This is a genomic window from Sphaerospermopsis sp. FACHB-1194, from assembly GCF_014696235.1.
Taxonomy (GTDB): domain Bacteria; phylum Cyanobacteriota; class Cyanobacteriia; order Cyanobacteriales; family Nostocaceae; genus Sphaerospermopsis; species Sphaerospermopsis kisseleviana.
The window spans coordinates 61,772-76,920 of record NZ_JACJPU010000001.1; the positions used below are offsets into that span (position 1 = coordinate 61,772).

The window sequence follows — 15,149 nt, forward strand, 5'->3', positions numbered from 1 at the left end:
TTTCTCCTCTGTTTATCCTATTCCCTATTACCTGCCGTAATATAGGACTCCTATTTGATTATTGAACAAAACTCCGTACACCGAAATTCTCTAAAACCCTTTTGCCTTTTGCATGACTGCCTCTTGTCTGCCTAAACAAATAATTTCAGGAATCAAATTGGATCACTATAGATATGATAAGTTTTCAGATGGACATGATATAACAGTTTTACCAAAAGTTTACCACAAGATTTAAAAAGAGGTATCTATGACTATTTGGGTAAATGAGCAAATTGATCCATCAGGAATGATTCATGCTTGTATTGCTTGTTGTGATCAGAGTCAAGCTCAAGATTGTCATGAGTCCTTTCAAAAAGGGTTGACTGATAAGCAAAAAGCAGATGGTTGGGTTGCACAGTTACGTACTGTAAATTCTTGGGATGAAGTTCCAGTCAATGCTTTAAAACTCAATTAATTTAGAGTTGCTTGATAAAACCTCAAATCTGTTTCCTCCTGACTCCTAACTCCTGACATCAAATATTGATGATTTTTTAGAAGTTTTCAGAGTTATTATCATAAGCAAGGAATAATTAAACAAACTTGCAAAAACAGATTAAATGTGGTGAACTATTCCAGTGTTTGCACTTCTGAGCCAGGCTATCCCATTAATTTAGTTGGCAAAACGGGACAAGCTGTACAAATTTCTATTCATAACCCCAGTCAATATATCTGTGCCAACTGCGAACAGATATTACCAGATTGGACACAGCAACAGTTTTTGTGGGTGGTGGTTGTTTTACAACAATCAAAATATCCACTTTTAGAAATTACTGCGGAAACAGAAACAGAAAAAGAAAGGTTACGGGAAAAGTTTATGCGGTTCGGTTGTGATGTGGCTTTTAATTTGCGCGATCGCGGTTATGTCACAGATTTAATTGATCCCCGTACAGGTTATCCTTTACTTTCCCATCCCGGTCCTGTTCCCCATGATGATACAGCAGTTGCTAAAGCTTTACTAAATTATCCTGTGATCAAAAACAAATGCTGTGTACTGGTGCATCCTCAATGGGGTGCTGCTGTTTATCCCAGTGTGTTACTTTCGGCAGCACCACCAGATATTATGGTATCGGTAATGAAAGCGATCGCTCCTTTACATGGATGGATGGAAGTTGATGTTTAGTTAATTCTGCTCCCATATTATTTAAGCAGTGACAACTATTGAAAATCCCCAATCTTAACCCAAATCTTAACTTTGTTTTGGTCTTCTTAGTTGTTGAGAATTAATAGGTCCAAGAATTTGATTTAAACTTCGCAGTTGTTCAGCCGTACCCATACAAATTAGCGTATCTCCTGACATTAAAACAGTGTCTCCCGTTGGTCCACCAATGAGATTACCATCACTGCGACGAATAGCTAAAACTAATGCGCCAGTTTGCGATCGCAATTTCGCTTTTTGTAAAGTTTGCCCCACAAAAGGACAGAACGCCGCATCTAATAAAAATTCTTCCATATATAATTGACGATCTGCACCAGAAAGCATCCCATCTACAAAGTCTAAAATCTGTGGTCTGAGTGCAGCCGCAGCCATGCGTTTACCTCCAGTAATATAAGGGGAAATCACCGCATCTGCCCCACCTCTTTGTAATTTTTGTACAGCTTCTTCTGTACTTGCCCGTGCGATCGCCCGAATATGAGGATTGAGAGTTTTTGCTGATAAAACAGTATATAAATTTTCCGCATCAGAAGGCAACGCTGCCACAATACAAATTGCCCGTTCAATACCAACCTTCAACAAAGTATCATCCAGGGTAGCATCACCCTGATAGACAATATAACCTTCTGACTGAGCTTGTTGCACAGATTCAAAATCAGAATCAATCACTGCAAAAGACACACCTTCAGCCTGAAATTCCTTAGCGATTTGTCGTCCAGTCCGACTAAAACCACAGATAATATAATGTCCAGTTAATGATTCCATTAAACGCCTTTGTTGTCTGAGTCGAATACCCTCTTGAAAATAACCTTCAATTACTGCTTGAGTAAATCTATTGACAATGTAACCGAGATTGATTACACCCATTAAAATCAGGACAATTGTAAACAAACGTCCCCGACTCTCTAGCGGGTTAGTTTCGCTATATCCTACAGTAGCTAAAGTAATGACTGTCATGTAAACCGCATCTTCCCATGACCAGCCCTCCACCAACCAATACCATAAAGTGCCACTAAGGAACACAAAGACTAGGGCTACAGCCCCAGCCATTAACTCTTGTTGAATACGTTTATATTTTTGCTCAAGGGTAGAATACACAGGTGATTAAAAATTAAAACTTAAAAATTAAAAGTTAAAAAAACTTCTTCCTCATACTATAGTAAATTTTGAATTATTTAGAAAAACCTGCTAAATAGATTATAGAATTAAAAATTTCAGGAGGTGCGGTAGTGAGTATCCAAAGTTTAGTTGAACAGCCGATACATCCCTCAAATATGAATGCCTTTAGTGCAGACAGTTTTAATCAAGTGGTGATGTCTACCTACGGACGCTTTCCCATAGCTTTAGAACAAGGTGCTGGCTGTCGCGTTTGGGATACCCAAGGCAGGGAATATCTCGATTTTGTGGCCGGAATAGCTACTTGTACTTTGGGACACGCCCACCCTGTCATGGTAGAGGCAGTCACACGCCAAATTCAAAAACTGCATCATGTCTCTAATTTATACTATATTCCCGAACAAGGGGAATTAGCCAAATGGATTGTAGATCATTCCTGTGCAGATCGGGTGTTTTTCTGCAACTCTGGCGCTGAAGCCAACGAAGCAGCAATTAAACTAGCGAGAAAATACGCTCACACCGTTTTAGAAATTGCCCACCCCATTATTTTAACCGCCCATGCCAGTTTTCACGGCCGGACATTAGCCACTGTCACCGCTACCGGACAACCAAAGTATCAAAAAAACTTTGATCCTTTAGTGCCTGGTTTCCACTATGTCAAATATAACGATATTAAAGAGGTGGAAGCGGCTGTTACTGAGTTGGATGAAGGAAATTATCGCGTCGGTGCAATTTTAATTGAACCCTTACAGGGAGAAGGCGGAGTTCGTCCTGGAGATAAGAAGTATTTTCAAAGATTACGGGAAATTTGTGATGAAACCGGCATTTTATTGATTTTCGATGAAGTGCAAGTAGGGATGGGACGCAGTGGTAAATTATGGGGTTATGAACATCTAGGAGTAGAACCTGATATTTTCACCAGTGCGAAAGGACTAGGTGGCGGTATCCCCATCGGTGCAATGATGAGTAAGAAATTCTGTGATATTTTTGAACCAGGAGAACACGCTAGTACATTTGGTGGAAATCCTTTTGCTTGTGGTGTAGCTTTAAGTGTGTGCCAAGCTTTGGAAAAAGAGAATATTTTAGAGAACGTGCAAGAACAAGGCGCACATTTACGGGAAGGGTTAAAAATGATTGCCCGTAAATATCCTCATCATATTTCCGAAGTGCGGGGTTGGGGTTTAATCAATGGGATGGAAATAAAAGAAGATAGTTCTTTAACTGCGGCTGATGTTGTGAAAGCGGCGATGGATGAAGGTTTATTATTAGTACCAGCAGGTCCTAAAGTCGTGCGGTTTGTACCTCCTTTAATTGTCACAGATACAGACATCAATCAAGCATTACACACAGTAGAAAAGGCATTAGCTAAAGTTACAGCATAATTGGTAATTTGTAATTCGTAATTCGTAATTCGTAATTCGTAATTCGTAATTCGTAAATTTAGGATTATCAATTACGAATTTTTCTACATCATTTTCAAGACTTTTCGTTAAGTGTGAAAAATCAAACAATTATCAATTGTCAATTATCAATTGATAATTATCCTAAGTGTTCCACAAAAATTTGATGTTCTGGACTCGCTAAACCTTGCTGCAAAATCTCTAATACCTTAGCTAAATTCCCAGCTAACAAAGCAGATTTATCTAACCATAAACCAGGAAACACTTGAGAACAAAAAACCCCATCAGCATTAGCTTCTAACCGTCGATATTCTCCATCTTTTAAAATAAACCAATCAAACTCACCGTCATAAACTCGCCAAATTAAATATTCTTGTACCTGATTTCGCCGATATACTTTAAGTTTATCATGGGCATCAATAGCCGCACTACTAGCCGCAATTTCTACAATCAATTCTGGCGCACCTTCCACATAATCATCTTCACTTATCCGCGACTGTCCCCCATTTTCAATTCTTAATAGTGCATCTGGTTGAGGTTCGTTATCTGCATCTAGACGCACAGTAGTATTATCCGCTAGTTCTACACCTAGTGTAGCTGACTCATAAGTTGCTAACCAACCCATTATATAAGCATGGGGTTTTCCATGACTTCTAATTCTTACAGGTGATGCCATATAAACAATTCCTTCAATTAAATCTGCTTTTTTCACATCTGGCATGGTATGATAACGACGTTCAAACTCAGAACGAGTAAGTCTATCACCATTTTCCAAAGGTGGAATTAATTGCACAGGTTTGATAGTATCTTGAGTCAGCGTCATAATGTTTAACCCACTAATTCAACCATTAATTAATTCTATTATTAAACATCTACAGGATGTTGACCATAATAGGGTAAAGCTTCAGACCAATGAGGACGTTTACCTTGTTGCCAATCTAAATAAGCTAATTCTAAAATACTGGTGACAGTTGCCGCTAAACTAGATGTGGCTTTAATTAATTGATATTCAGTTTGCCAATTATTTAAAGTTTCCTGCCATTTTTCTGGTGTAAAAACAGTATCTGCTAATAAAGCATTAATACCAGAATTATCAGCATTAATTTGATAAATTGCCCCAAAAAATTGACCTCTTTGGGCGGGCATTTCAATAGCTAAAATTGGTTGAATTTCTGAATTTTTACTTTTTTCATACCAGGCAAATGCAGCTAAAGTAGAAACTGCAAAAACCGGAATTTCTAACTGTTGTCCCAAAGTACGAGCAGTAACCACACCGATGCGAGTACCTGTAAAACCTCCGGGACCCTTAGCCACAGCAATAAATTGTAAATCTTGCCATTTTTGAGGTTTAATTAAATCAATTAAATATTGATGAATATGACTAGATACCTCACGTCCTAAATTCCAAACATGGGCGCGGGTATCCTCTGCAAAATTGCTAATTACTAAACCTAATTCCGGTGTAGTAGTGTGCAGTGCTAAAGCGTATTTTTTTTCAGGTAGAGTTTCTAGATTATTGTTCAAGGTAGTTGATTGAAAATAAATAAACAAAGTAAATTATAATATAATATCAAATAAAAACATCATTTCTCTGTGTCCTCTGTGGTTTGTTACTCCATAAATCATCAATAAATTACACAAATATAAAGTAGAGACATTTTAGAAAACATCTCTACAAATTGAAATCAAACAAAATCTAAAATCCAAAATCCAAAATCTAAAATTCAAGTGGGTACTAATTCACCAGGACGTAATTGAGACCATTTACCCATTTCTTTCTTAAAGCTGAGACAACCAACAACATCCCATTCCATTTCAATAATGTCATCTTTTGTGCGAATATTAACATTAATCGAGGGTTCATTGGGGTCAAAATCGGGATTTTCTGTTAAGTGGGGTTGTTGGTGTTGTGTTTCTACTGCGTTGTAGGTTACACAACGGTCTACATAGTGGCAGTTCACGCAAATACACATAATAGAACCAACTCCTAGAACCTTTATAGTTAATGTAGCTTAGGACAAAATATTCAGCATTAGTTAGTGGGTTGATTTTTATTACAATAGTGAGAATTGAGGAGTCAGGAGTCAGGAGTCAGGAGTCAGAATTTTTGGTAAATCAGTAGATGAATAATTCAATTGTTGATATTCTAGATGCCCAAAATTGGCCTTTTAGCTTGGAATGGTTGCCACAACCAGCTTACATGGTGGGTGGTGCGGTGCGGGATGCGATTTTGGGTAGAAGTCGAGAATATTTAGATTTAGATTTTATGATCCCAGATGATGCGGTGAAAGTTGCAAGGGCGATCGCCAAACATTATCATGCTGGTTTTGTGTTACTGGATGCTGAAAGAAATATTGCCCGTGTGGTTTTTCCTCATGCTACTGCTGATTTTGCCCAACAGGAAGGGGATAGTTTATTAACTGATTTACACAGAAGGGATTTTACCATCAATGCGATCGCCTATAATCCCCACACCCAGGAAATTATTGACCCCCTCCAAGGTTGTGCAGACATAGAAGCTGGTTTATTACGGATGATATCACCCGAAAATCTGCAAGATGACCCTTTGCGCTTAATGCGTGCCTATCGTCAAGCTGCACAACTGGGATTTACAATAGAACCAACTACCCAAACCACCCTTCGCACCTTAGCCGCAGATATTAATAAAGTTGCATCCGAAAGAGTACGGGTAGAAATTAGTTATCTTTTAGACAGTTATCAAGGTACGCCTTGGTTAAAAAGTGCTTGGGAAGATAATTTATTAGCTAGTTTTTTTACAAATGCTAACCGTGAAAGCTTGGAGAAATTAGCCGCAGTTGATCAGGCATACAACTTGATCAGAGAAACATATCCACAGTTAGGGGAAGAACTACAAAAACCTGTCCGTGATACTGTCAAAACCACTTGGTTAGCTATTGCTAAACTCGCGTGTTTACTTCACCCTAACCCAGAAATAGCAGAAATCGAATTACAGGAATTAACCTATAGCCGTGCAGAAATTCGGGGTGTAACTACGTCCCTGCGACTGTTCCCGCAATTCAAAAAAGCTAGTTATATGTCCTTACGAGAACAGTATTTTTTGTTTCAGGACGTGGGAGTTGTTTTTAGTGCTACAACTGTCTTAGCCTTAGCAGATGATCTTGTAGTAGGGGCGATGTCTGGCGATAATTCGCTATGCGTTTATGTACCCTTAATCGACCGTTACTTGAACCCTGATGATTTGGTAGCTCACCCCTCACCGTTAGTGAGTGGTAAAGAGGTAATCTTAGCACTAAATATTCCTGCGTCGCCACTTGTGGGTAAAATCTTGAGTGAAATTGCGATCGCTCAAGCTGAGGGTAAAATTAATACAGCCCAGGAAGCGTTAAAATTTGCTAAACAGGTGACTGGTGACTGGTGACTGGGGACTGGTGACTGGTGACTGGGGACTGGGGACTGGTGACTGGGGACTGGTGACTGGGGACTGGGGACTGGGGACTAGTGACTGGGGACTGGGGACTGGGGACTGGGGACTGGGGACTGGTGACTGGGGACTGGGGACTGGGGACTGGGGACTGGGGACTGGGGACTGGGGACTGGGGACTGGGGACTGGTGACTGGGGACTGGTGACTGGGGACTAGTGACTGGGGACTGGGGACTGGGGACTGGGGACTGGGGACTGGGTAAAAATATTTCCCTCCTGCCTCCTGCCTTCTGCCTCCTGCCTCCTATTTAGCATACTTAGGAGAGCGTGCTAATTCTTCTGCAACTCGTTTAAATCTCTTGAGTTGTGCTTCCATATCGGCTTTTGTCCAAGATGCAGCAAAAGTATTAAAACCCCAACTAACAACAGGGTTAGGAATTTTAAACTCAAAGCGGTTAATTAAAAGTGTACCTTTAGGAAATGGTTGACATTCCCAGCGATCGCACCCTTGAAAAAACCCTTTAAACCCCCAAACTATCAAACCCGGTTGTCTTTCAATCACCACAGTATTTAAAGTAGGTTTAATCACCGGAATTTGAATCATAAACCGACTACGACTACCTAGTTCTGTACTCCACACTTCTCCCACAGGTTCGCAACGGAGAACAGGGTTAAGCCAACGGTGCATTAAAGTTAAATCAGTTAAACATTGTTCTACCAACGTAGCAGGAGCATTAATTTTAATTGATTGTTCTAAAACCTGGGACATTTTTTATTAATAAGGCTATTGCTATGTTTATCATAAGCTACTATAGCAATTCTATCTTATTTGTGAAATATCTCAGGCTCAAATACTCGGCTTTGTTAAAATTAATTTACAGTTTCTTAACTCACAGCTTCTAATTGCAAACTTGCAGTTTCTTTATTCTCCAATTCTTGCTGCTGTAATAATGCTAATTCTGCTGCTAGTTCAGCTTTTACTTCATAACGGAACTTAAAGAAATGTTCACCCACACCTAAAACAATTAAATAATCATATAATAAATTTGGTTTACGCCATGCCATGACTATTAATTGCCACCAAAAATGAAATCTTGTAGAACGTAATATTCCCTGTCTCCAACAAATAGCCTTTAAAAAATCCCACTCTGCTTTTGTTAAAGTACGTTGATATTTAGCCCGCCAACCTTCCATCATCATAAAATGGCGGAAAGTCCGTTTTAGATATGGTAATGGTTCATAAAGATTCCAAAAAGTATCAATAAACTCGGTAACAATTTCCGACATCGGACGGGTAGGAACAAAATTCATCAAAGCTTTCTGAGAAGTAAAATATTTACCTAAACCATCCATTAAACGTCCTTCTTTTTGCAGACGAGTCCACATTGCTGTATTTGGTAATGCTTGCAATAAACTGAGATGGGCTTGGGGAATACTCGTTTCTTCCACAAACTCTTGAATCCGTTTACCAGCACCCGTTTTTTCACCATCAAATCCTAAAATAAAACCAGACATAATTTGTAAGCCAGCCTTGGTAATTTTGTGACAGGATTCAACTAATGAAGTCCGAGTATTTTGCTCTTTATTTACTCCCGCTAAACTTTCTACATCAGGGGTTTCTATCCCCATAAATACCTGGACAAAACCAGCTTTAACCATCAATTCTAATAACTCATCATCTTCGGCTAAATTCAAAGAAGCTTCTGTTAATAAAGCAAAGGGATAATTACGTTCTTCCATCCAGGGAATTAATGCCCTTAAAAATACTTTGGCATTACGTTTATTACCGATAAAATTATCATCAACAATAAACACATAACGCCACCAACCCATCTGATATAATACTTCTAATTCAGCCAAAATTTGTTCTGGTGTTTTCGTGCGGGGTTTACGTCCAAAAAGGGTGATAATATCACAAAATTCACATTGAAAGGGACAACCGCGAGAAAACTGTACCGTCATTGCTATATAAGCATCTAAATCTAATAAATCAAATCTTGGTATAGGAGTTTGGGTAACATCTGGTTTTTCTGTAGCGCGGAAAATACCCTTTTCTTCTCCCTTTTCTAAAGCTGTTAAAAACATGGGAATAGTAATTTCCCCTTCATCCAATATTAAATAATCTGCTCCTGCTTCTAGGGCAAATTCTGGTACAGATGTGGCAAATGGTCCACCGACTGCAACTTTTTTACCTAATGTTTTAGCTTTTTTAATTAATTCACCAAAATCTTGTTTTTGAATAATCATTGCTGAGATAATGACAATATCGCACCATTGCCAATCTGCATCAGTTTCTAAACGAACATTGCGATCTACTAATCTCATTTCCCAGTCATTTGGTAGCATTGCTGCTACAGTGATTAAACCCAAGGGGGGATTTGTAGCACGTAAATTAGCCAAATCAAGAGTTTCCTGATAAGACCAAAAAGAATTAGGCATGATCGGCCATATTAATAAAGCTTTCATCAAGCATATCCCCCAGATTTGCTTTATGTCTAAATACCCATTTAGTCTTGAACTATAAAAGCTGGATCAGTTAGCTTTTATCCCTCTGGAGGTACAGATTTATGAAGTTTAATTCTTAATAAAAGAAATGGATGCGTTATGGAGGAAATACAGTTCAGTAAAAAATGATCTGCTTCTAGATCATGAAGACAAATATGTGGTAAATTTACCTAAAAATAGCTATAATATCTTGTTGTAACCTGAATGCGTGTGATTAGCAAAAGAATACTTAGAGAATTTTGGGAAAAACATTCCCAATCAGAATTAGGACTGTTACTATGGTATCAGCGTATATCGGATTCTCAATTGTTAACTTTTAATGATATTAGAGAAATTTTCCCATCAGCGGACTTAGTTGGTAACTTTACTGTTTTTAATATCAAAGGTAATCATTATCGACTTATAACCTATATAGATTACAAGTCTTAAATATTATTTATACGCGCTGTACTCACTCACGATGAATATGATAAGGAGAATTGGAAAAATGACGATTGGTTTAAAAACTCCTAGTAACTACTATATAAAGTTAATTACTACATTTCCCCCACGTCCCATTACCAATGAAGAAGAATTAATTGCTACCCAAAATCAGATAAATTCTATTTTGGATCAAGGAAATATTACACAAGATGATAAAGACTATCTCAAGGTTCTAGGTACTCTTGTTTATGATTATGAACAGCAACATGAAAAAATGCCTACTCTCAAAGGTGTTGCATTACTTCAAGCATTGTTAGAAGAATCAGAACTACAACCAAAGGATTTAGTTTCTATTTTAGAAAGTGAGTCAATAGTTTTAGATGTTCTCAATGGTAAACGGCAATTAACAGAAAAGGAAATTCAAGATTTAGCGGTGGTTTTTAAAATAAATCCTAGTTATTTAGTTGAATAATACTGATACTTAGATCCCCGACTTCTCAGATCAATTTACAATTTATTGACACAATAAACAAAAGAAGTCGGGGATCTGATCACTCCCTAATGACTAATCACTACTAAAATAAATCATGTAACCGCCACCTAACAAAGCGGGGAAGAGGAGATAACTAAGAAATAATTATGGGTAAGCAGCGCGTTTTGTCGGGAGTTCAACCAACTGGTAACTTACACTTGGGTAATTACTTGGGTGCTATTCGCAACTGGGTAGAAATTCAAGACCAGTATGAAAATTTCTTTTGTGTGGTAGATTTACACGCCATCACAGTACCACATAACCCCGCCACCTTAGCGGCTGATACCTACACCATCGCTGCTTTATATTTAGCTTGTGGCATTGATTTACAACATTCTAACATTTTTGTCCAATCTCACGTTTCTGCCCACAGTGAGCTTTGTTGGTTGTTAAACTGCATCACTCCCTTAAATTGGTTGCAAGATATGATTCAATTTAAGGAAAAGGCACTTAAACAAGGTGAAAACGTTGGTGCGGGTTTGTTGACTTATCCCGTTTTGATGGCTGCGGATATCTTACTTTATCAAGCGGATAAAGTTCCAGTGGGTGAAGACCAAAAGCAACATTTAGAACTAGCGCGGGATATTGTTAACAGGTTTAATCATCAATTTGCTAAAGATAAACCTGTATTAAAATTACCCGATCCTTTAATTAGAAAAGAAGGCGCAAGGGTAATGAGTTTAACCGATGGGACAAAGAAAATGTCAAAATCTGATCCATCGGAGTTAAGTAGAATCAATGTTTTAGATCCACCAGATCAAATTACAAATAAAATCAAACGTTGTAAAACTGATCCAGTACGCGGTTTAACCTTTGATGATCCAGAAAGACCGGAATGTAATAACCTGTTGACTTTGTATATGCTGCTGTCTGGGAAGACTAAGGAAGCGGTAGCGTCAGAATGTGCGGATATGGGTTGGGGACAATTTAAACCTTTATTGACAGAAACAGCGATAAATGCTTTAAAACCAATTCAAGATAAATATAAGGAGGTAATGGCAGAAAAAGGTTATTTAGAATCAGTGTTAAGAGATGGTAGAGAAAAAGCGGAAGCTATAGCTAATCAAACTTTAGCAGATGTGAAAGCTGCGTTAGGTTATACAGCGCGGTTGTAATTTTGAGAAGATATAAGATCCCCGATTTCTCCAAGAAGTCGGGGATCTGTTTAAGCTAGAAAGGTAATTTGTTTTACTCTTGAAGAAAACCTCAAAACTCAAAATTAAATTTGCATTATGCAGGATAGTCATAAAACCAGTACATTAAACAACTTCCGTAAAGCAGTACAAGCAGGAGAATTTTTAGTGACTGCGGAAGTTGCACCACCCAAAGGGGGAAACATCACCCATACCATTGAAATGGCGGCGACTCTTAAGGGGAGAGTTCATGCTGTCAATATTACCGATGGTAGCCGCGCTGTGTTAGGAATGTCACCTTTAGCAGCTTCAGCAATTTTATTGCAACATGGAATTGAGCCAATTTGTCAATTTGCTTGCCGCGATCGCAATAGAATCGGATTACAAGCAGATTTAATGGGCGCTCATGCTTTGGGTATTCGGAATATTTTAGCCTTAACCGGCGACCCTGTAAAAGCAGGTGATCATCCCGATGCCAAAGCTGTTTTTGATTTAGAATCTATCAGATTATTGCAGTTAATTAGAAACATGAATGAGGGGGTTGATTTTAATCATAAAACCCTAAATGATGGCGCATTAGATTTGTTTGCAGGTGCAGCAGTTGATCCACAGTCTAAAAGTTGGTCAGGTTTACAAAGTCGGTTTGAAAAGAAAATAGAAGCGGGAGCGCAATTTTTTCAAAGTCAATTAATTACTGATTTTGAAAAATTAGAAAAATTCATGGATCAAATTGCATCTCGTTACAATAAACCTATTTTGGCGGGAATATTTCTTTTGAAGTCGGCGAAAAATGCCCAGTTTATTAATAGGATGGTCCCTGGTGTGAATATTCCTGATCATATTATTGAGAGATTGGAAAAAGCCAAACATCCGTTACAGGAAGGGATGAAAATTGCAGCCGAACAAGTGCAGATGGCACGGGGTTTGTGTCAGGGAGTGCATATTATGGCGGTGAAAAAAGAAGAGGCGATCGCGCCAATTTTGGATTTAGCGGGGGTGGAGAAAGTTAGTTAGAATAAATAGCGATTGCATTTATTAAATTAGGTGCGATCGCTGATCAAATTTCATAAGCCTCCAATTTCAATCACTGCTCCCAGAGTAATTGTATTCAACACCTTACGAGTCTCTGGTATCAGAGGAAGTAAATCAGCGAGCTTGTTACTCAGTGCTATGAGAACGAGGACTGCCACACCAGCTTGCTGTAAATTTTGTTGATAACGCAAATTTTGATCAGTAGTAAGCAAAATTGTGAATCCTTCCTGACTCATCAACCGCAACAATTCACCGTTCTTTTTTCCTGACCATCCCATCTCAACAACTGTCTGTATTTTGTAATCAGAAAATTCACGCTTTAGAGGTCTTGGTACACATTCATCAAGCAGGATTCGCATAAGCTGTCAGCATTTCCTTTGCTAATTCAAGGGCTGCGATCGCCTGTTCCCGACTAACACTAGGGAAATGATCTAGAAATACCTCTAATGAATCACCAGCTTCAAGATAATCAAGTAGGGTTCTCATTGGCACACGAGTTCCCACAAAAACAGGGATTCCTCCTAAAATGTCGGGATCACTATGAACCACAGACAGTAATGATCGCTGGAAAGAATTTATCATATTTAAAATCAGAAATATCAGGGTGTAATTGAATTTTAACGCAATCGCATTTATCAGGTTAAGTGCGATCGTTGCCCCCGAAGAAGGCGATCGCGCCGATTTTGGATTTAGCAGGGGTGGGGAAGCTTAGTTAATTGAAAAAGTGATCATATTTAAAGTGATCATATTTATTGAGTTAGATGCGATCACTATCCAAGTTACCTTAGAAGTTAACCTTTTACCTGAAGCTCTAAACGCTTCATTTTGCCCAAAAATGCTCAACCAAAATCAAACCCCCCTCATTGATGCTCTCAAAACTTCCATCTCTCGTCCCCATGCACCATTTTACACCCCTGGACACAAACGCGGTGCAGGAATTTCCCCAATTTTAACCGATTTAATCGGTAAAGATGTCTTTCGCGCTGATTTAACGGAACTGGCAGAATTAGATAATTTATTCACTCCTGAAAGCGCAATTTTAGCCGCACAAGAATTAGCCGCAGAGGCTTTTGGTGCGGAAAAAACTTGGTTTTTAGTTAATGGTTCTACCAGCGGAATTGAAGCCGCAATTATCGCTACTTGCAGGATGAATGATAAGATAATTATGCCCAGAAATGTGCATTCTTCTGTAATTGCTGGTTCAATTCTTTCTGGTGCAATTCCTATTTTTATCAATCCTGAATATGATGAAAATTTAGATATTACACACAGCATTACACCAGAAAATTTAACAGCAACTTTAGCCAAACATCCTGATGCTAAAGCTGTGCTAATGGTTTACCCAACTTATTACGGTGTGTGTGGAGATTTAAAAAGTATTGCCCAAATTACCCATCAATATAATATTCCTTTAATTGTTGATGAAGCACATGGCGCACATTTTCATTTTCATCCCCATTTACCTATCTCAGCTTTAACCGCAGGTGCAGATTTAACAATACAATCTATTCATAAAACATTAGGTGCAATGACTCAAGCATCAATGTTACATTGTCAAGGAAATAGAATTAATATTAATAGATTAAATAAAGCATTACAATTAGTTCAATCTACAAGTCCGAGTTTTATTCTTTTAGCTTCTCTTGATGCTGCACGTCACCAAATGGCAGTTAATGGGGAAATTTTGATGTCTCAAACTTTGCAGTTAGCGGAAATTGCAAGAATTGAAATTAGTCAAATTCCCAGTTTATCAGTTTTAGAGATCCCCCAAATTAATAAAAATGGCTTTTTTGATTTGGATAAAACCCGTTTGACTGTGAATATTGCCAACTTAGGTTTAACGGGTTTTGATGCTGAAGATATGCTCAATGAAATGGGTGTAACATCTGAATTTTCATCCTTACGAAATCTCACTTTTATTATTAGCTTAGGTAACAATAAATCAGATATTGACGAATTAATACAAGGGTTTAAAAAAGTAACTGAGATACCACAATTGACAAGTCAGTACAAAATATGTAAATATAGAAACGATGCTATAATAGATCATATTATGTGCATTTCGCCCCGTGAAGCTTTTTTTGCTGATAGTGAAACCCTACCTTTAGAGAAAACAGTAAATAGAATTTGTGCAGAAAATATATGTCCCTATCCCCCAGGAATACCTGTATTAATGCCTGGGGAACTAATCACAAAACCAGCTATAGAATATCTCCAAAAAATTCAGTCTTTAGGGGGATTTATTAGCGGTTGTGTTGATTCAACTTTGCAAACTTTAAAAGTAGTGAAAGTAGAGATGTTTTAACGAAGGCAGGAGGCAGAAGGCAGGAGGCAAAAGTTAATATTCTCCCCTGCTTCCCCTGCTTCCCCTGCTTTCTTCACTGTCACCTGTCACCTGTCACCTGTAACCTA

General features: G+C 38.3%; 18 protein-coding genes. 10 read left to right on the forward strand and 8 right to left on the reverse strand.

Going from position 1 to position 15,149, the window contains the following annotated elements; all coding sequences use genetic code 11:
* Positions 1–247 precede the first annotated feature (247 nt).
* Both H6F45_RS00255 and H6F45_RS00260 read left to right on the forward strand, forming a co-directional pair.
* Complete coding sequence (locus H6F45_RS00255; protein ID WP_096571641.1) at positions 248–454, forward strand: glycogen debranching protein; 207 nt, start codon at positions 248–250, stop codon at positions 452–454.
* 144 nt (positions 455–598) lie between these two features.
* Positions 599–1,159 (forward strand): methylmalonic aciduria and homocystinuria type D protein, encoded by a 561-nt coding sequence (locus H6F45_RS00260; RefSeq protein WP_096571640.1) that lies wholly within the window; start codon positions 599–601, stop codon positions 1,157–1,159.
* 66 nt (positions 1,160–1,225) lie between these two features.
* Here H6F45_RS00260 and H6F45_RS00265 read toward each other — a convergent pair whose 3' ends face one another.
* Complete coding sequence (locus H6F45_RS00265) at positions 1,226–2,290, reverse strand: potassium channel protein (protein ID WP_272110014.1); 1,065 nt, start codon at positions 2,288–2,290, stop codon at positions 1,226–1,228.
* A gap of 131 nt (positions 2,291–2,421) precedes the next feature.
* Between H6F45_RS00265 and H6F45_RS00270 the strand changes: the two genes are divergently transcribed.
* On the forward strand, positions 2,422–3,690 hold the full coding sequence (locus H6F45_RS00270) for an acetylornithine/succinylornithine family transaminase (RefSeq protein ID WP_190346147.1): 1,269 nt from the start codon (positions 2,422–2,424) through the stop codon (positions 3,688–3,690).
* A gap of 157 nt (positions 3,691–3,847) precedes the next feature.
* Here H6F45_RS00270 and H6F45_RS00275 read toward each other — a convergent pair whose 3' ends face one another.
* The 3 genes from H6F45_RS00275 to H6F45_RS00285 form a co-directional block, all read right to left on the reverse strand.
* Positions 3,848–4,531: a Uma2 family endonuclease gene (locus H6F45_RS00275; protein ID WP_190346148.1), complete on the reverse strand. Its 684-nt coding sequence runs from the start codon at positions 4,529–4,531 to the stop codon at positions 3,848–3,850.
* 41 nt (positions 4,532–4,572) lie between these two features.
* Positions 4,573–5,232 (reverse strand): tRNA (adenosine(37)-N6)-threonylcarbamoyltransferase complex dimerization subunit type 1 TsaB, encoded by a 660-nt coding sequence (gene tsaB / locus H6F45_RS00280; RefSeq protein WP_190346149.1) that lies wholly within the window; start codon positions 5,230–5,232, stop codon positions 4,573–4,575.
* 200 nt (positions 5,233–5,432) lie between these two features.
* Positions 5,433–5,681: a Ycf34 family protein gene (locus H6F45_RS00285; protein WP_096571636.1), complete on the reverse strand. Its 249-nt coding sequence runs from the start codon at positions 5,679–5,681 to the stop codon at positions 5,433–5,435.
* 149 nt (positions 5,682–5,830) lie between these two features.
* Here H6F45_RS00285 and H6F45_RS00290 point away from each other — a divergent pair, with 149 nt between their 5' ends.
* Complete coding sequence (locus H6F45_RS00290; protein ID WP_137667846.1) at positions 5,831–7,108, forward strand: CCA tRNA nucleotidyltransferase; 1,278 nt, start codon at positions 5,831–5,833, stop codon at positions 7,106–7,108.
* The gene (locus tag H6F45_RS00295) at positions 7,098–7,304 is read left to right on the forward strand and encodes a hypothetical protein (RefSeq protein WP_190346257.1); all 207 of its coding nucleotides are present in this window, start codon (positions 7,098–7,100) and stop codon (positions 7,302–7,304) included. The genes H6F45_RS00290 and H6F45_RS00295 overlap by 11 nt, the downstream gene beginning before the upstream one ends.
* A gap of 112 nt (positions 7,305–7,416) precedes the next feature.
* On the opposite strand, the gene H6F45_RS00300 is transcribed toward H6F45_RS00295, so the two are convergent.
* On the reverse strand, positions 7,417–7,881 hold the full coding sequence (locus H6F45_RS00300; RefSeq protein WP_096571634.1) for an SRPBCC family protein: 465 nt from the start codon (positions 7,879–7,881) through the stop codon (positions 7,417–7,419).
* 116 nt (positions 7,882–7,997) lie between these two features.
* The gene (locus H6F45_RS00305; protein ID WP_190346150.1) at positions 7,998–9,578 is read right to left on the reverse strand and encodes a B12-binding domain-containing radical SAM protein; all 1,581 of its coding nucleotides are present in this window, start codon (positions 9,576–9,578) and stop codon (positions 7,998–8,000) included.
* Between the two features lie 243 nt (positions 9,579–9,821).
* On the opposite strand from H6F45_RS00305, the gene H6F45_RS00310 reads away from it, so the two are divergent.
* From H6F45_RS00310 to H6F45_RS00325, 4 genes are all read left to right on the forward strand, one after another.
* Complete coding sequence (locus H6F45_RS00310; protein WP_347237693.1) at positions 9,822–10,046, forward strand: type II toxin-antitoxin system HigB family toxin; 225 nt, start codon at positions 9,822–9,824, stop codon at positions 10,044–10,046.
* Positions 10,047–10,104: 58 nt separating this feature from the next.
* Complete coding sequence (locus H6F45_RS00315; RefSeq protein WP_137667842.1) at positions 10,105–10,512, forward strand: transcriptional regulator; 408 nt, start codon at positions 10,105–10,107, stop codon at positions 10,510–10,512.
* 167 nt (positions 10,513–10,679) lie between these two features.
* Positions 10,680–11,687 carry a tryptophan--tRNA ligase gene (gene trpS / locus H6F45_RS00320; RefSeq protein ID WP_190346151.1) on the forward strand — a complete coding sequence of 336 codons (1,008 nt, stop codon included), beginning with the start codon at positions 10,680–10,682 and terminating at the stop codon, positions 11,685–11,687.
* A gap of 117 nt (positions 11,688–11,804) precedes the next feature.
* Positions 11,805–12,719 carry a methylenetetrahydrofolate reductase gene (locus H6F45_RS00325; RefSeq protein ID WP_190346152.1) on the forward strand — a complete coding sequence of 305 codons (915 nt, stop codon included), beginning with the start codon at positions 11,805–11,807 and terminating at the stop codon, positions 12,717–12,719.
* Between the two features lie 50 nt (positions 12,720–12,769).
* Here the strand turns inward: H6F45_RS00325 and H6F45_RS00330 are convergent, their stop codons facing one another.
* Positions 12,770–13,096, reverse strand: a complete 327-nt coding sequence (locus H6F45_RS00330; RefSeq protein WP_137667840.1) for a DUF5615 family PIN-like protein — start codon at positions 13,094–13,096, stop codon at positions 12,770–12,772.
* Entirely contained in the window at positions 13,080–13,319 is a 240-nt protein-coding gene (locus H6F45_RS00335) for a DUF433 domain-containing protein (protein WP_096571628.1), read from the reverse strand. The genes H6F45_RS00330 and H6F45_RS00335 overlap by 17 nt, the downstream gene beginning before the upstream one ends.
* 253 nt (positions 13,320–13,572) lie before the next feature.
* Between H6F45_RS00335 and H6F45_RS00340 the strand changes: the two genes are divergently transcribed.
* Positions 13,573–15,042, forward strand: coding sequence for an aminotransferase class I/II-fold pyridoxal phosphate-dependent enzyme (locus H6F45_RS00340; RefSeq protein ID WP_190346246.1), 1,470 nt, complete (start codon positions 13,573–13,575; stop codon positions 15,040–15,042).
* Positions 15,043–15,149: the final 107 nt, after the last annotated feature.